This window comes from Demequina maris, assembly GCF_000971155.1.
Classification (GTDB): Bacteria; Actinomycetota; Actinomycetes; order Actinomycetales; family Demequinaceae; genus Demequina; species Demequina maris.
The window spans coordinates 99,290-115,729 of record NZ_BBLX01000001.1; the positions used below are offsets into that span (position 1 = coordinate 99,290).

Consider the following 16,440-nt stretch of genomic DNA (forward strand, 5'->3'; position numbering starts at 1 on the left):
CCGCTATAGTGGTCTCCGCACCGCAAGGGGCGATTGGCGCAGGGGTAGCGCGCTTCCTTCACACGGAAGAGGTCACTGGTTCGATCCCAGTATCGCCCACCACGACGAGAGGCCGTCCGGATCATCCGGACGGCCTCTCGGCTTTTCCAGGCACGATGCGCGCTCGTCACGCCGGGGTCGACGCCCTGGTCCTACGCTGAGGTGTGCGGCTCTTCGTGGGGATCATGACGCCCGACGCCGTGGACGACGCTCTCGACGCCGTCCTCGACGCCGCGGTCGTGTTCCGCGCGCGCGAGGCCGGGGTCGACCGGTGGACGCCGCGGGACGAGCGCCACGTCACGCTGCGCTTCATCGGCGAGACGGAGTCGCGCGCCGACATCGAGGCCGCCGCCGCGCTCGCGGCCGCGGCCTCGGGCCCGCCGCGGCTCCTCATCGGCCCGCTCGCGGTCGCGCTCACCGCACGCGTCGTCGCGCTGCCGGTCGAGGGCGCCGATCGCGCCGCCGACAGCCTCGACGCGGCGCTCGCGGAGGCCGGGCTGCCCGTCCGCGACCGGCCCTTCACGGGCCACCTCACGGTGGGGCGCTCGCGCCATCGCATCCGCGGCGCCGCCGCGCACGACGCGCTGCGGCACGCGCCCATCGCGGTGCCATGGCAGCCCGCCGCCCTGCACGTGGTCGCGAGCGAGCCGGGACCCGGCGTCCGCTACCGCGTGCTCTCCACCCATCCCTTCGCCGGACCGGGCGCCGCCGCCGCGTGACGCTTGCCCGCATCGTCGCGCGTCGCTAGCGTCCCCGTAAGGGATGGACGGGGAGGCGCGCATGGCAAGGACCGCGGGACGCGGACGGGCCCCCGAGCCGCCTGAGATGCCGGGCGCCGAGGCGGTCGACACCCAGCCCATCGACACCGCCAACACGCCCGCCGCGACCGACCCGCGCGTCGCGCGCTCCGTGCCGGAGGGCCTCGACGAGTTCCAGCTGGTCGAGTACCGGCCCGAGTACCGCGTCGACCTCGAGCGCATCCGCTTCTCGCCGTACTTCTCCCGCCTGTCCGCGGTCACCCAGGTGATCTCGCAGTCGGGGGCCGGGCTCGCGGTGCACAACCGCCTCACGCACTCGGTCAAGGTGACCGCCGTCGCCCGCGCCATCGCCGTCTCGCTCGCGGGTGACTGGGGCGAGCGCGGCGCGCTGGTGCGCGACCTCGGCGGCTGCGACGCCGTCGTCGTGCAGGCCGCGGCGAGCGCGCACGACCTGGGCCACCCGCCGTTCGGCCACCTGGGGGAGCAGACCCTCGACCGGCTCGCGCGCGAGCGCTTCGGGCTCGAGGAGGGCTTCGAGGGCAACGCGCAGACGTTCCGCATCCTCACGCGCCTCGACGAGTACGACCGTGCCGGCTCGGGCCTCAACCTCACCTCCGCGGTGCGCGCGGCGGTGCTCAAGTACCCGTGGACGCGCGCCGAGGGCGAGGGCTGGACGCCGGGGTCCGGCACGCCCCGCGGCCTCGCGCCCCGCCGGCCGGGGGAAGGCGCCCGCAAGTTCTCCGCCTACACGCTCGACCTCGACGACATGGAGGCCGCCCGCTCCGCCTTCCCGGCCATCGGCAGCCTCCAGCAGACCGTCGAGTGCTCGGTGATGGACATCGCCGACGACATCGCCTACTCGCTGCACGACCTCGACGACTTCTACCGCGCGGACCTGCTCAACCAGGCGGCCGTGTCCGCCGAGTTCCGCACCTGGATCCGGGACCGCGCCGCGCTCGCGCGCATCCCGCGCGAGGACCTGCTGCGCGCTCGCCGAACGCCGGGCCACGGCCTCGAGCTGCTGCGGCGCCGCCTCGTCAGCCACGACCCGTGGGTCGCGGGGGACGATGCGTTCGGCGAGTCGGTCGCCCGCGTCGCCGACGAGGTCGTGGACGGGCTGCTGTCGGTGCCGTACGACGGCTCCCTGGCGGCCGACCGCGCGCTCGCGGTCTTCATGGCCGGATGGATCGCGCGGCTGCAGCACTCGATCTCGGTGTCGCGCGACCCGGACGTGCGCTCGGGCCACGTCAGCCTGGACGCGGCGGCCTTCCACGACGTCGCGGTGCTGAAGTTCCTCCAGGAGCGGTTCGTGCTCCACCGCCCCGACCTCGCGCTCTATCAGCGCGGCCAGGCCAGCGTGATCGAGCGGCTCGTCACGAGCTTCGCGGCGTGGCTCGACGACGACGACGAGGTGCGCCGCGCCCCGCGCCGCCTGCTCGACCTCGTCGAGCTCGCGGCCGAGGACTACCTCAAGGTCCGCGACCGTCGCCCGGGGTCGCTGCCGACCACGGACGCGAGCGCGCTGCGCCGCTACGCGACCGGGCGCGGCATCATCGACTACGTCGCGTCGCTGTCCGACGCGCAGGCGATGTCGGTCGCCAACCTCGTCTCCGGCGCGTCCGAGCGCCTGTGGGACGGGGGACAGGGGCTGTAGGCGCGGCCCGCGGCGGCGGTGACCCGAGGCCCGCCGGCTCGGTAGCATCGTCCCGTACAACCGAACCTTCTAGGGAGTGACCTGTGCCCAGCGTGAATGCGACCATCGACGGCGTCGAGCGAGAGCTCGAGGCGGGCACGACGGGCACCGACCTGTTCGGCGACCGCAGGGACGTCGTCGTGATGCGCGTGGACGGCGCCCTGTGGGACCTCGCGCGCGAGGTCCCGGCCGGCGCGGACGTCGAGGCCGTCACCACGGCCGACCCCGACGGCCTCATGGTCCTGCGCCACTCGACCGCGCACGTGCTCGCGCAGGCCGTGCAGCAGGTGAACCCCGACGCCAAGCTCGGCGTGGGCCCGCCCATCGAGAACGGCTTCTACTACGACTTCGACGTCGAGACCCCCTTCACCCCCGAGGACCTCAAGGCCCTCGAGAAGGCCATGCAGCGCATCGTCAAGGAGGGCCAGGCGTTCGTGCGCCGCGAGGTCACCAAGGACGAGGCGCTCGCCGAGCTCGCCCACGAGCCCTTCAAGTGCGAGCTGCTCACGCACGACACCGCGGGCGCCGAGGGCGCGTCGGTCGAGATCGGCGAGGGCGACATCACCATCTACGACAACGTCCGCCGCGGCGGCGAGGTCGCATGGAAGGACCTGTGCCGCGGCCCGCACGTGCCGTCGACGCGCGTCCTGCAGAACGGCTGGTCGCTCATGCGCTCGGCCGCCGCGTACTGGAAGGGCTCGGAGAAGAACCCGCAGCTCCAGCGCGTCTACGGCACCGCGTGGCCCTCGAAGGAGGAGCTCGTCGCGTACAAGGAGCGCCTGGCCGAGGCCGAGCGCCGCGACCACCGCAAGCTCGGCGCGGAGATGGACCTGTTCTCCTTCCCGGACGAGATCGGCTCCGGTCTCGCGGTCTTCCACCCCAAGGGCGGCGTCATCCGCATGGAGATGGAGGAGTACTCGCGCAAGCGCCACGTCGAGGAGGGCTACGAGTTCGTCTACACGCCCCACGCGACCAAGGGCCACCTCTTCGAGGTCTCGGGCCACCTGGACTGGTACCGCGACGGCATGTACCCCCCGATGCACCTCGACGAGGAGCGCGACGCCGAGGGCAACGTGACCAAGCAGGGCCAGGACTACTACCTCAAGCCCATGAACTGCCCGATGCACAACCTCGTGTTCGACTCGCGCGGCCGCTCGTACCGCGAGCTCCCGCTGCGCCTGTTCGAGTTCGGCACCGTGTACCGGTACGAGAAGTCCGGCGTCGTGCACGGCATGACCCGCGCGCGCGGCTTCACGCAGGACGACGCCCACATCTACTGCACCCGCGAGCAGATGAAGGACGAGCTCACCAAGACGCTCGAGTTCGTGCTGGGCCTGCTCAAGGACTACGGCCTCGAGGACTTCTACCTCGAGCTGTCGACGAAGAACCCCGAGAAGTCCGTCGGCTCCGACGAGGTGTGGGACGAGGCCACCGAGACGCTGCGCGAGGTCGCGGTCGCCTCCGGTCTCGAGCTGGTCCCGGACCCGGGCGGCGCCGCCTTCTACGGCCCCAAGATCTCCGTGCAGACGCGCGACGCGATCGGCCGCACCTGGCAGATGTCGACCATCCAGCTCGACTTCAACCTGCCCGAGCGCTTCGAGCTCGAGTACACCGCCTCGGACGGCTCGCGTCAGCGCCCCGTGATGATCCACCGCGCGCTGTTCGGCTCGATCGAGCGCTTCTTCGCGATCCTCACCGAGCACTACGCCGGTGCCTTCCCGGTGTGGCTGGCCCCGGTCCAGGTGCGCGCGATCCCCGTCGCCGAGCCCTTCAACGACTACCTCCGCGAGGTCGTCGTCCGGCTGCGCGCCGAGGGCATCCGCGCGGAGCTCGACGCCTCGGACGAGCGGTTCCCCAAGAAGATCCGCACCGCGTCCAAGGAGAAGATCCCCTTCACGCTGATCGCCGGCGGAGACGACGCGGACGCGAACGCCGTGTCGTTCCGCTACCGCGACGGCAGCCAGGACAACCAGGTGCCGGTCGACGAGGCCGTCCGCCGCATCGTCGAGGCCGTGCGCACGAAGGCGCAGGTCTGACGACGTGACGGAGGCCTTCGACGCGGAGACGATGGGAGGGGTCCCGGACGGCTTCGAGCGTCTGTGGACGCCGCATCGTCTCGCGTACGTCGAGGGCGAGAAGCCCGCGGACCGCCCCGCGGGCTGCCCGCTGTGCAAGAAGGCCGAGTCGGACGACCGCGAGCACCTCGTGGTCCACCGCGGCGAGCACTGCTACGTGGTGCTCAACCTGTACCCGTACAACCCGGGCCACCTCATGATCTGCCCGTACCGCCACTTCGCCTGGTACACCGAGTGCACCGACGCGGAGCGCGACGAGATGAGCGCCCTCACGCAGCGGGCCATGCGGGTGCTGGCCAAGGTCAGCGGTCCGCAGGGCTACAACATCGGCATCAACCAGGGGGGAGCGGGCGGCGCCGGCATCTCCGGCCACCTGCACCAGCACGTGGTGCCGCGGTGGGAGGGGGACACCAACTTCCTCCCGATCGTGGCGCAGACCAAGGCCATCCCCCAGCTGCTCGACGACACGTGGCGGCGCGTCAGCGACGCCTGGAGAGAGGACGACTGAATGCTCGGCAGGCTCCGGCCCTACATGGCCGCCCTGTGGCAGGCGCCCGCGCGCTTCCTGCTCGCCCGGGGCATCCACCCCAACGTCATGACCGTGATCGGCACGGTGGGCGTGGTGCTGGGCGCGCTGCTGTTCTTCCCGCACGGCGGCATCTGGCTGTTCTGGGGCACGCTGTTCATCACGTTCTTCGTGGTGACCGACATGCTCGACGGCACGATGGCGCGCCTGGGCGGCAAGAGCTCGCGGCTCGGCGCGTTCCTGGACTCCACGCTCGACCGCGTGGCCGACGCGGCGATCTTCGGCACGCTCACGTGGGTGTTCATCGACATCGACCGCCTGACCGCGCTGGGCGCGCTGCTGTGCCTCGCGATCGGCTCGCTCGTGCCGTACGCGCGCGCCAAGGCCGAGGGCATGGGCGTCGCCGCGAACTTCGGCCTCGCCGAGCGTTCGGACCGCCTCGTCATCTCGCTGGTCGCCACCGGCTTCTACGGTCTCGGGCTGTTCCCGCTGTGGGTGCTCACCGCGGCGCTGTGGATCCTCACGGTGCTCGCGGCCATCACCGTCGGCCAGCGCATCTGGGCCGTGGTGCGCCAGGCGCGCCAGCACCCCGAGTGGAACGCGCGGCTCGACGGCCAGCCCCAGCCGTACCCGCACGAATGAACGGCATGCTCCTCGCGTTCCGCGCCTCGCGGTACGCGCCCCGTTCGCTCACCCGCGGCCTGCTGTGGTCGGGGACGATGCTGCAGTGGGCCAGGCGCGCCAAGCCCGCGCGCCGGCTCGAGGACAACCTCCACCGCGTGACCGGGCTCGAGGGCGGGGAGCTGCGCGCCCTGTCGCGCCGGGGCATGGCCTCGACCGCGCGCTACTACGCGGAGACGTTCGAGCTCGGGCGCATGACGCCCGCGGTCGTGGACGCGCGGGTCCGGCTCGACGACCCGCACGACGCGATGTCCCGTATCGAGGCCGACGGCCGCGCGGTCCTCGCGCTGTCGCACTCCGGCAACTGGGACCTCGTGGGCGCGTTCGCGTGCCGGCACATCCTGCCCGTCGTGTCCGTCGCCGAGGTCCTCAAGCCGCGCGAGGTGTTCGACGAGTTCGTCGCGCTGCGCGAGAAGGTCGGCATGCGCATCCTCGGCCACGAGGGCGGCTCCACCTTCCGCGAGCTCATCCGCATCGCGCGCACCGACAACGTCCTGGTGTGCCTGCTCGCCGACCGCGACCTGTCCGGCTCGGGCATCGAGGTCGACATGTGGGGCCACGGCGTCAAGGTCGCGCCCGGCCCCGCCGCGCTGTCCGCCGCAACCGGCGCGCCGCTGTTCCCCGTGCACGTGCACTATGAGCGCCTGCGCGGCCGCGCCCGCCTGCGCGCGCGCTCGCGCTGGGGCGTCGTGCTGCGTTTCGGCCCGGTGATCGAGCCCGCCGACGCGCCCGCCGACGACCGCGTCGGGCACCTGTCGCGCGCGTGGGTACAGTTCATGAGCGAGGCCATCGGGGACCACCCCGAGGACTGGCACATGCTGCAGCGGTTCGGGTGGACGGAGACCAACGGGTGAGGATCGGCATCGTCTGCCCGTACTCGCTCGACCGGCCCGGCGGCGTCCAGCTCCACGTCCTCGACCTGGCGAAGGCGCTCATGGAGCGCGGCCACGAGGTCTCGGTGCTCGCGCCCGCGGCCAAGGACACCCCCGTGCCCGCGTACGTCTCGAGCGCCGGCCGGTCCGTGCCCATCCGCTACAACGGCTCCACCGCGCGCCTCACCTTCGGTCTCATGGCGGCGAGCCGCGTCCGCGAGTGGCTCAAGCTGGGCCACTTCGACGTGGTGCACCTGCACGAGCCCGGCGCGCCGTCGCTCAGCGTGATCGCGATGTGGGCCCGCGTGGGCCCCACGGTCGCGACCTTCCACTCGTCGCAATCCGAGTCGCTCGCGATGCGTCTAGGCAAGCCGTGGATCAAGCCCGGCTACGAGGAGCTCGACGCGCGCATCGCCGTGTCGCCCTCCGCGGCGGCCACCATCCGCGACCACCTGCGCGTCCAGGCGACCCACATCATCCCCAACGGCGTCGACACCTCCCGCTACGTGCGGGCCCGCGCCGACACGCGCTGGGAGGGCACCCGCGAGGCGCCCACCATCGGCATCCTCGGCCGCCTCGACGAGCCCCGCAAGGGCCTCGAGGACCTGCTCGCCGCGATCCCCGCGGTCCGCGCGCGCCACCCGCACGCGCGCTTCCTCGTCGCCGGGCGGTTCTCCGACCGGATCGCCGCCAAGGCGGCCCGCGCGGGCGCCGAGGTCGTCGGCGAGCTCGACGAGGACCAGAAGGCGCGCTTCATGGCCTCGGTCGACATCTACTGCGCCCCCAACACGGGAGGCGAGAGCTTCGGCATCGTCCTGGTCGAGGCGATGGCGGCGGGAGCCGCCGTCGTCGCCTCCGACCTCACGGCCTTCATGGACGTGTCGACGATCGCCGACGGCGGCCACGCGGCCGCGCATCACGCGGTGGGCGACCCCTCGTCGCTCGCCGCACGCATCAACGAGCTGCTCGACGACCCGGCGGGTCGCGAGGAGCTGGCCGAGCGCGGACGCGAATGCGCGGCCGCCTTCGACTGGTCCAATGTCGCGCCACGCGTCGAGGAGACGTACCGCGACGCCATTAGGATGGACGCCGAGTTCCATCCCCATCCGACGAAGGACGTCAGCACCCCATGACCACCACCGATGAGACCACGAAGCCCCAGGTAGGCACCGACCTTGTGAAGCGCGGCATGGCCGAGATGCTCAAGGGCGGCGTCATCATGGACGTGGTCACCCCCGAGCAGGCGAAGATCGCGGAGGACGCCGGCGCCGTCGCCGTCATGGCGCTCGAGCGTGTCCCCGCCGACATCCGCGCCCAGGGCGGCGTCTCGCGCATGAGCGACCCGGACATGATCCAGGGCATCATCGACGCCGTCTCGATCCCCGTCATGGCGAAGGCGCGCATCGGCCACTTCGTCGAGGCGCAGGTCCTCGAGAGCCTCGGCGTCGACTACATCGACGAGTCCGAGGTGCTCACCCCCGCGGACTACACGCACCACATCGACAAGTGGAACTACACCGTGCCGTTCGTGTGCGGTGCCACCAACCTGGGCGAGGCGCTCCGCCGCATCTCCGAGGGCGCGGCCATGATCCGCTCGAAGGGCGAGGCCGGCACGGGCGACGTGTCGAACGCCACCACCCACATGCGCAAGATCCGCGCCGAGATCAAGGCCCTCACGGCCCTGCCCGAGGACGAGCTCTACGTCGCGGCCAAGGAGCTCCAGGCCCCGCTGCCGCTGGTCCAGGAGATCGCGAAGACCGGCAAGCTGCCCGTCGTGCTCTTCACCGCGGGCGGCATCGCCACCCCGGCCGACGCCGCGATGATGATGCAGCTCGGCGCCGAGGGCGTGTTCGTCGGCTCCGGCATCTTCAAGTCGGGCGACCCGGCGACCCGCGCGAAGGCGATCGTCAAGGCGACCACCTTCTTCGACGACCCGGCGGTCATCGCCGACGTGTCGCGCGGCCTGGGCGAGGCCATGGTCGGCATCAACGTGGACGAGATCCCCGAGCCGCACCGCCTCGCCGAGCGCGGCTGGTAAGCACCGGCCGGTAGACGGAGACGTATGGGCGCCGCGTCGGGGGATCGCATCCACCGTCGCGGCGCCCGCGTGCTCCTCGTCTCCCACTCCGCCGGGGAGCCCCGGCTCCTCATGGTGCGCGGCCACGACCCGCACGACCCCGACCGCTACTTCTGGTTCACGCCGGGCGGCGGGCTCGAGGAGGGGGAGACGATGCGCGCCGCCGCGGTCCGCGAGCTCGCCGAGGAGACGGGGCACGTCCTCGAGACCCACGAGCTGGTCGGGCCGGTGTGGCGCCGCACCGCGGTCTTCGACTTCGCGTCGCGGCCGTATACGCAGTTCGAGGAGATCTTCGTCGGGCTGCACGTCCACGCCGAGCGGCGCGACCGCACCGCGGAGGAGTGGACCGAGATCGAGCTGGAGACCATCGACGAGGTGGCCTGGCTGACCGAGAGCGAGCTGCGGGAGTCGCCCATCGAGGTGTTCCCCGCGCAGCTGCGCGAGACGTGGGCGTGGTTCCTCGAGTGGGACGGCGTCACCCGAGACCTGGGAGAGGTGGACGAATGAGCACCGTTGGCGTGCTGGCCCTGCAGGGCGACGTGCGGGAGCACCTGGCCGCGGCGACGCGGGTGGGGGCCACCGCGATCGGCGTGCGCCGCCTGGGCGAGCTCGAGTCCGTCGACGCGCTCATCATCCCCGGCGGCGAGTCCACGACGATCGACAAGCTGCTGCGCGCCTTCGACCTGTTCGCGCCTCTGAAGGAGCGCATCCACGCCGGGATGCCGGTGATGGGATCCTGCGCCGGCATGATCATGCTCGCCACCGACCTCGTGGGCGGGATCGAGGGCCAGCAGTCACTCGCCGCGATCCCCATGACCGTGCGCCGCAACGCGTTCGGCCGCCAGGTCGACTCCGCCGAGACCGAGCTCGTGTGGGAGCCCGACGGCTCCGCCATGCACGCCACCTTCATCCGCGCGCCGTGGGTCGAGTCGTGCGACCCGGCCGTGGACTTTCTGGCCACCGCGGCCGGCCCCGACGGCACCCGCCACCCGGTGGCCGTGCGCCACGGCTCCGCGATCGCGACGAGCTTCCACCCCGAGATCGCCGCGCCCGGCGCGGTCCACGACGACCGGGTGCACCGGCTGCTGCTCGACCTGATCTGAGCCCCGGCCGCCCGGCCCCCGCCCCTCCCGTCGCTCCCACGAAAGTGGTAGCTGGTGGTCGCTTCTCGGGGATCGCCGCGCCCCATGGGTAGGTGAGTGTCGGTCCTCAGCCCTCGATGCCGGGCGGCTCCTCGCCGGTGACGCCGTCGATGACCGTACGGTCGTCGAGCGGCGCGTCCAGCTCGACCTTGAGGCTGTCCTCCACGCACTCAGCACCCCAGCCGGAGTCGGTCGACGTGACGGTGACCGTGACGGTCGTCTCGTCCTCCACCACGGACGCCACCGGGTCGCCGTCGCACGTGTGCACGTCCACGTTGATGACGTCCCCGCCGTTGGACCAGCCGGTGATCTCCTGAGGCCCGCGCTCGGCGGGGTGCGCGCACGCCGCGAGGGCCATCACGACCAGGGGCGCCACGGCCGCGGGATGCACGCGCATGAGGGCACGCTACCGCGCGGCGGCCCGGCGGCGGAGGCACGGCTCCCGCGCGGCCCAGCCGCCGCATCGTCCCTCCGTGCACGCACTACACTGGACGGGATTCCAGACCGACATTCGACGAGGAGCACACGTGTCCGGGCATTCCAAGTGGGCGACGACCAAGCACAAGAAGGCCGCGATCGACGCCAAGCGCGGCAAGCTGTTCGCCAAGCTCATCAAGAACATCGAGGTCGCGGCGCGCGTGGGCGGCGGCGACCCGGCCGGCAACCCGACGCTGTTCGACGCGATCCAGAAGGCCAAGAAGTCGTCCGTGCCGAACGACAACATCGACCGCGCGGTCAAGCGCGGCTCGGGCGAGGACGCGGACGGCGTCAACTACGAGACGATCATGTACGAGGGCTACGGCCCCAACGGCGTCGCGATCCTCATCGAGTGCCTCACCGACAACCGCAACCGCGCGGCCACCGAGGTCCGCGTGGGCCTCACCCGCAACAACGGCACGCTCGCGGACCCGGGCTCGGTCTCGTACCTGTTCTCGCGCAAGGGCCAGGTGATCGTGTCCAAGGAGGGCGACGTCACCGAGGACGCGCTCATGGAGGCGACCCTCGAGGCCGGCGCCGAGGAGATCAACGACCTCGGCGACGTGTTCGAGATCATCTCCGAGGCCACCGATTTCGTCTCGGTCCGCTCCGCGCTGCAGGAGGCGGGCATCGACTACGAGAGCGCGGAGGCCACCTTCATGCCCTCGATGAAGGTCGAGCTCGACGTCGACGGCGCCCGCAAGATGCTGCGCCTCATCGACGCCCTCGAGGACTCGGACGACGTCCAGAACGTCTACGCGAACTTCGACGCGTCGGACGAGGTGCTCGAGGCCGCGCAGGCCTGACGGCAGCCGGCAGGGGGACGATGCGCATCCTGGGGGTCGACCCCGGCCTCACCCGGTGCGGGCTCGGCGTGGTCGAGTCCGGATCGGCGCGCCGGGTCACGATGCTCGACGTGCGCGTCGCGACGTCCCCCTCGACCCACGAGACCCCCGCGCGGCTCGCGCAGATCGCGACGGTCCTCGAGGCCATGCTCGACGAGCATCGGCCCGAGGCCGTCGCGATGGAGCGCATCTTCGCGCGCTCCGACGTGTCCACGATCATGGGCACCGCGCAGGTCTCCGGCGTCATCATGCTCGCCGCCGAGAGGCGCGGGCTCCCGCTGACGCTCTACACGCCGTCCGAGGTCAAGGCCGCCGTCACCGGCAACGGCCGCGCCGACAAGGCCCAGGTCACCACGATGGTGACGCGCCTGCTCGGGCTCGCGGAGGCCCCGCGCCCGGCCGATGCGGCGGACGCCCTCGCGATCGCGATCGCGCACGCCTGGCGCGGAGGCGCCGCCCCCGTCGGCTCGGGTGCGACCACGCCCGCCCAGCGGCAGTGGGCCGAGGCCGAGAAGGCGGCGCGGCGTCGTGGTTGAGACACGCCCGCCCGCCCGAGGCGGAGACGTCCCACCCATCCGCTAGCCTGTTCGCACAGGTGTTCGAAAGGGGAGCCGGGTGATCGCGCAGCTGTCGGGAACCGTCGCGCATGCGGGGGCCGCCTCGCTCGTGCTGGACGTCCAGGGCGTGGGCTACCGCGTGCTGTCGACACCGGCCACGCTCGGCGAGCTGCGCACCGGCCAGGACGCGACGCTCCACACCCAGCTCGTGGTCCGCGAGGACTCGATGACGCTGTTCGGCTTCCTCACGTCGGGGGAGCGCGACACGTTCGAGCAGCTCCAGAACGTCCAGGGCGTCGGCGCCAAGCTCGCCCTCGCGATGCTCGCCGTGCACTCGCCCGAGGCGCTCGCCGGCGCGGTCGCCGCGGGCGACCAGAAGGCCCTCACCAAGGTGCCCGGCATCGGGCCCAAGGTGGCGGCGCGCCTGCTGCTCGAGCTCGGCGGCAGGCTGGTGCTGCCGGACGATGCGCCGGGCGCCCCGGCCGCGGACGCGCGCGCCGAGGTGGTCGAGGCCCTCGTGGGGCTCGGCTACCCGCTCAAGAGCGCGCAGGCCGCCGTCGACGCCGTCGCCGAGGAACCCGTGGCGCCGGGGGAGACCGCCGCGACCCTGAGGGCCGCGCTCAAGCACCTGGGAGGCACGCGTGGATGACGAGACCCGGGTGGTGAGCCCCGACGCGGACGCGATCGAGCGCTCCAACGAGGCCGCGCTGCGGCCCGTCAACCTCGACGAGTTCGTGGGCCAGCGCGTCGTGCGCGAGCAGCTCGGCCTGGTGCTGAGCGCCGCCACCGGCCGCGGTGCCCCGCCCGACCACGTGCTGCTGTCCGGCCCGCCCGGCCTGGGCAAGACCACGCTCGCGATGATCATCGCCGCGGAGCTCGGCTCGACGCTGCGCGTCACCTCGGGCCCCGCGATCCAGCACGCGGGCGACCTCGCCGCGATCCTGTCCTCGCTCGACGAGGGCGACGTGCTGTTCCTCGACGAGATCCACCGCCTCGCGCGCCCCGCCGAGGAGATGCTCTACCTCGCGATGGAGGACTTCCGCGTCGACGTGGTCGTGGGCAAGGGCGCGGGCGCGACGTCGATCCCGCTGAGCCTGCCGCCCTTCACCGTCGTGGGCGCGACCACGCGCGCGGGCCTGCTGCCAGCGCCGCTGCGCGACCGCTTCGGCTTCACCGGGCACCTGGACTTCTACGAGGACGACGAGCTCAAGGCGATCGTCGTGCGCTCCGCGGGCCGGCTGGGCCTGTCCATCACGCACGACGCGGCGCATGAGATCGCGTCGCGCTCGCGCGGCACCCCCCGCATCGCGAACCGTCTGCTCCGCCGCGTGCGCGACTGGGCCGAGGTGCACGGCACCGGCCGCGCCAACCTCGACGCGGCCCGCGAGGCGCTCACGGTGTACGAGGTCGACGAGCGCGGCCTCGACCGCCTCGACCGGGCCGTCCTCAAGGCGCTGTGCACGCGCTTCGCCGGCGGGCCGGTCGGCCTGTCCACGCTCGCCGTCACGGTGGGCGAGGAGACCGAGACGGTCGAGACCGTCGCCGAGCCGTTCCTGGTCCGCGAGGGTCTCATGAGCCGCACGCCGCGGGGCCGGATCGCCACCGCGGACGCGTGGCATCACCTGGGGCTCACGCCGCCGGCGGACGCGATCGGCGGCGAGGCCGGCGGGCGTCTCTTCGACTGAGCCCGGCCCGGCGGCACCTGGTGCCCCCTCAGGCTGGCTAGAATCGCTCGGGGCTCGAATCGAGCCGAGACCGTGAGGATTCCTGTGGCACGTGTGAAGAACGAGGCGCGTCGAGCGCTGACCTGGCTGGGCGCGATCGTCGTCGGCCTCTATGGAGCTTTGGCGATCGGTGTGCTGACCGGGGGCGCGTCGTGGACGCCGTCCCTCGCGCTCGACCTCGCCGGCGGACGCGAGATCGTGCTCGCGCCCACGCTGGCCGAGGGCAGCGACCAGACGATCGACCAGGCCGACCTCGACCAGGCCGTCGACATCATCCGCCGCCGCATCGACGCGTCCGGCGTCGCCGAGGCGGAGATCAGCACCCAGGGTCAGAACATCGTCGTCGCGCTCCCCGGCAACCCGTCCGAGGAGACCGTGGACCTCGTGCGCCAGAGCGCACAGCTGCAGTTCCGCCCCGTGCTCGTCGCGGGCTCGCCCGCCGCCTCCACGGCCACCGACGCGAGCGCCACCGCCGAGCCGAGCGCCTCCGCGTCCGCCGAGGCGACCGCCGAGCCCTCCGCCGACGCCAGCGCCTCGGCCGAGCCCACCGCCGAGGCCTCCGCCTCGGCGGAGCCGAGCGCCGACGCCTCGTCCGACGCGTCCTCCACGGAGCCGGCCGAGGGCACCGACGCCTCGTCGCTCGACTGGATCACCGACGACGTCCAGGCCAAGTACGACGCGCTCGACTGCACCGACCCCGAGAACCTCTCGGGCGTCACCCCGGGCGACCCGACCAAGGCCGACGTGGCCTGCGACCAGGACGGCTTCGCCAAGTACATCCTCGGCCCGGTCGAGATGGACGGCACCGACGTCGACACCGCGACCTCGGGCCCCGAGTACAACTCGACCGGCTCGCTGACCGGCCGCTACGAGGTGCGCCTCGAGCTCACCAACGACGGCGGCAAGAAGTTCGCCGACATCACCGGCCGCATCAAGGACCTCGAGTCGCCGCGCAACCAGTTCGCGATGGTCCTCGACGGCGTCGTGATCTCGGCGCCCAGCGTGTCGACCTCGATCACCGGCGGCCAGGCGTCCATCACCGGCTCGTTCACGCAGGAGAGCGCGCAGCAGCTCGCCAACCAGCTGAAGTTCGGCGCCCTGCCCCTCACGCTCGAGGTGCAGTCCGAGCAGCAGATCTCCGCGACGCTCGGCGCCGACCAGCTCCAGAAGGGCCTCATCGCCGGCGCGATCGGCCTGCTGCTGGTCGTCATCTACTCGCTGATCCAGTACCGCGCGCTCGGCCTCGTCACGGTCGGCTCGCTCGCGATCGCCGGCGCGATCACGTACGTGCTCATCGCGCTGCTGTCGTGGACCATCGGCTACCGCCTCTCGCTCGCCGGTGTCGCGGGTCTGATCGTCGCGATCGGTGTGACGGCGGACTCCTTCATCGTCTACTTCGAGCGCGTGAGGGACGAGCTGCGCGAGGGCCGCTCGCTGCAGGCCGCGATCGACCACGGCTGGCGTCGCGCCCGCCGCACGATCCTGGCCTCGGACGCGATCAACATCCTCGCCGCGGTGGTGCTCTACATGCTCGCGGTGGGCGGCGTGCGCGGCTTCGCGTTCACGCTGGGTCTGACCACGCTGGTCGACATCCTCGTGGTGTTCCTCTTCACCCACCCGATCCTCATGCTGCTGAGCAAGCGCCCGTTCTTCGCGCACGGCCACAAGTGGTCGGGCCTCGACCCGCGCCAGCTCGGACGGGACACGATGTACAAGGGCCGCGGCCGCATCGTCCCCACCGGCCAGCCCACCCTCGCCGAGCGCAAGGCGGCCGCCGCCGGCATCGGCGCCGCCTCGGCCCCGGCCCAGGACGACACCCGCCCCGAGGGGGAGGAGAACTGATGAAGCTCAACCTGGCCCAGTGGGGCAACAAGCTGCACTCGGGGGAGAAGACCTACCCCATCGTCCAGCAGCGCAAGCGCTGGTTCATCGTGTCCGGCGTGCTCGTCGCGCTGTCGCTCCTGCTGCTCTTCACCAAGGGCCTCAACCCGGGCATCGACTTCGTCGGCGGCACCGAGTTCCGCGTGACCGACACCCAGATCTCCGAGCCCGCCGAGGCGCAGGCCGTCGTCGAGGAGCTCGCACCCGAGTCCACCGCGCGCGTGACGATCCTGGGCGAGAACGACGTCCGCATCCAGATCGGCGTGGTCGACACGCAGACCGCGCGCGACATCACCACCGCCCTCGCGGACGCGTACGAGGTGCCCGAGGCGCAGGTGAGTTTCACGCAGATCGGCCCCACGTGGGGCGCGTCCGTGGGCAAGGCGGCGGTCACCAGCCTCATCGTGTTCCTCGTCCTCGTGACGATCGTGATGTCGCTGTACTTCCGCGCGTGGCGCATGGCCGTCGCGGCGCTCGTCGCGCTGGCGCACGACCTCATCATCACGGCGGGCGTGTACGCGCTCGTGGGCTTCGAGGTGACGCCCGCGTCCGTGATCGGCTTCCTCACGATCCTCGGCTACTCGCTGTACGACACGGTCGTGGTCTTCGACAAGATCCGCGAGAACACCGCGAACCTCACCGCGCAGCACCGCTACACGTACGACGAGCTCGCGAACCTGGGCCTCAACCAGACCCTCGTGCGCTCGATCAACACGTCCGTCGTGGCGCTGCTCCCCGTGAGCGCGATCCTGTTCATCGGCTCGTTCCTGCTGGGTGCGGGCACGCTCAAGGACATCTCGCTCGCGCTGTTCGTCGGCATGGCGGTCGGCACGTACTCGTCGATCTTCGTGGCGACGCCCGTCGAGGTGCAGCTGCGCGACAACGAGGAGCGCATCAAGCAGCACACCGCGAAGGTGCTCGAGCTGCGCGCCGCCGGCGACACCGACGTCGCGATCTCCGCGACCGGCGACGTCCGCGTGGGCGCGGTCGACAAGGGCCGCCACCAGGGCGCCGCGGCGCAGCCCAAGCGCAAGAAGCGCAAGGCCTGACACCAGGCCTCCGGCGAGGGGACGATGCGGTGGCAGCCGCATCG

Annotated in this window: 17 protein-coding genes and 1 tRNA gene; 17 read left to right on the forward strand and 1 reads right to left on the reverse strand. The window is 72.1% G+C overall.

Annotation, left to right across the window (positions count from 1 at the left end; all coding sequences use genetic code 11):
- Positions 1-27: 27 nt before the first annotated feature.
- From AOM02_RS00485 to pdxT, 11 genes are all read left to right on the forward strand, one after another.
- A tRNA-Val gene (locus AOM02_RS00485) sits at positions 28-102 on the forward strand.
- Between the two features lie 122 nt (positions 103-224).
- Positions 225-758 carry a 2'-5' RNA ligase family protein gene (locus tag AOM02_RS00490; protein ID WP_156156013.1) on the forward strand — a complete coding sequence of 178 codons (534 nt, stop codon included), beginning with the start codon at positions 225-227 and terminating at the stop codon, positions 756-758.
- A 61-nt stretch (positions 759-819) separates the two neighbouring features.
- Positions 820-2,451, forward strand: a complete 1,632-nt coding sequence (locus tag AOM02_RS00495) for a deoxyguanosinetriphosphate triphosphohydrolase family protein (RefSeq protein WP_169746575.1) — start codon at positions 820-822, stop codon at positions 2,449-2,451.
- Positions 2,452-2,534: 83 nt separating this feature from the next.
- Entirely contained in the window at positions 2,535-4,526 is a 1,992-nt protein-coding gene (gene thrS, locus AOM02_RS00500) for a threonine--tRNA ligase (protein ID WP_062295505.1), read from the forward strand.
- A 31-nt stretch (positions 4,527-4,557) separates the two neighbouring features.
- A complete protein-coding gene (locus tag AOM02_RS00505) occupies positions 4,558-5,073 on the forward strand; it encodes an HIT family protein (protein ID WP_156156036.1) in 516 nt (171 codons plus the stop codon).
- Positions 5,074-5,733 carry a phosphatidylinositol phosphate synthase gene (gene pgsA, locus AOM02_RS00510; protein ID WP_062295508.1) on the forward strand — a complete coding sequence of 220 codons (660 nt, stop codon included), beginning with the start codon at positions 5,074-5,076 and terminating at the stop codon, positions 5,731-5,733.
- The gene (locus AOM02_RS00515) at positions 5,730-6,626 is read left to right on the forward strand and encodes a phosphatidylinositol mannoside acyltransferase (protein WP_082104786.1); all 897 of its coding nucleotides are present in this window, start codon (positions 5,730-5,732) and stop codon (positions 6,624-6,626) included. The genes pgsA and AOM02_RS00515 overlap by 4 nt, the downstream gene beginning before the upstream one ends.
- Positions 6,623-7,777 (forward strand): glycosyltransferase family 4 protein, encoded by a 1,155-nt coding sequence (locus tag AOM02_RS00520; RefSeq protein ID WP_062295510.1) that lies wholly within the window; start codon positions 6,623-6,625, stop codon positions 7,775-7,777. The genes AOM02_RS00515 and AOM02_RS00520 overlap by 4 nt, the downstream gene beginning before the upstream one ends.
- Positions 7,774-8,682, forward strand: a complete 909-nt coding sequence (pdxS, locus tag AOM02_RS00525) for a pyridoxal 5'-phosphate synthase lyase subunit PdxS (protein ID WP_062295511.1) — start codon at positions 7,774-7,776, stop codon at positions 8,680-8,682. Before AOM02_RS00520 ends, pdxS begins: the two co-directional genes overlap by 4 nt.
- 24 nt (positions 8,683-8,706) lie before the next feature.
- Positions 8,707-9,228 carry an NUDIX hydrolase gene (locus AOM02_RS00530; protein WP_062295512.1) on the forward strand — a complete coding sequence of 174 codons (522 nt, stop codon included), beginning with the start codon at positions 8,707-8,709 and terminating at the stop codon, positions 9,226-9,228.
- Positions 9,225-9,824 (forward strand): pyridoxal 5'-phosphate synthase glutaminase subunit PdxT, encoded by a 600-nt coding sequence (pdxT, locus tag AOM02_RS00535; protein ID WP_062295513.1) that lies wholly within the window; start codon positions 9,225-9,227, stop codon positions 9,822-9,824. Before AOM02_RS00530 ends, pdxT begins: the two co-directional genes overlap by 4 nt.
- A gap of 106 nt (positions 9,825-9,930) precedes the next feature.
- On the opposite strand, the gene AOM02_RS00540 is transcribed toward pdxT, so the two are convergent.
- A complete protein-coding gene (locus AOM02_RS00540; protein WP_062295514.1) occupies positions 9,931-10,260 on the reverse strand; it encodes a hypothetical protein in 330 nt (109 codons plus the stop codon).
- Positions 10,261-10,390: 130 nt separating this feature from the next.
- Between AOM02_RS00540 and AOM02_RS00545 the strand changes: the two genes are divergently transcribed.
- The 6 genes from AOM02_RS00545 (at position 10,391) to secF (ending at position 16,396) form a co-directional block, all read left to right on the forward strand.
- Positions 10,391-11,146 carry a YebC/PmpR family DNA-binding transcriptional regulator gene (locus AOM02_RS00545; RefSeq protein WP_062295515.1) on the forward strand — a complete coding sequence of 252 codons (756 nt, stop codon included), beginning with the start codon at positions 10,391-10,393 and terminating at the stop codon, positions 11,144-11,146.
- A 20-nt stretch (positions 11,147-11,166) separates the two neighbouring features.
- Positions 11,167-11,721 carry a crossover junction endodeoxyribonuclease RuvC gene (gene ruvC, locus AOM02_RS00550; protein ID WP_062295516.1) on the forward strand — a complete coding sequence of 185 codons (555 nt, stop codon included), beginning with the start codon at positions 11,167-11,169 and terminating at the stop codon, positions 11,719-11,721.
- Positions 11,722-11,800: 79 nt separating this feature from the next.
- Entirely contained in the window at positions 11,801-12,391 is a 591-nt protein-coding gene (gene ruvA / locus AOM02_RS00555) for a Holliday junction branch migration protein RuvA (RefSeq protein WP_062295517.1), read from the forward strand.
- The gene (ruvB, locus tag AOM02_RS00560) at positions 12,384-13,427 is read left to right on the forward strand and encodes a Holliday junction branch migration DNA helicase RuvB (RefSeq protein ID WP_062295519.1); all 1,044 of its coding nucleotides are present in this window, start codon (positions 12,384-12,386) and stop codon (positions 13,425-13,427) included. The genes ruvA and ruvB overlap by 8 nt, the downstream gene beginning before the upstream one ends.
- Before the next feature lie 84 nt (positions 13,428-13,511).
- Positions 13,512-15,308 (forward strand): protein translocase subunit SecD, encoded by a 1,797-nt coding sequence (gene secD, locus AOM02_RS00565; protein WP_228373740.1) that lies wholly within the window; start codon positions 13,512-13,514, stop codon positions 15,306-15,308.
- The gene (gene secF, locus AOM02_RS00570; RefSeq protein ID WP_062295523.1) at positions 15,308-16,396 is read left to right on the forward strand and encodes a protein translocase subunit SecF; all 1,089 of its coding nucleotides are present in this window, start codon (positions 15,308-15,310) and stop codon (positions 16,394-16,396) included. The genes secD and secF overlap by 1 nt, the downstream gene beginning before the upstream one ends.
- Positions 16,397-16,440: the final 44 nt, after the last annotated feature.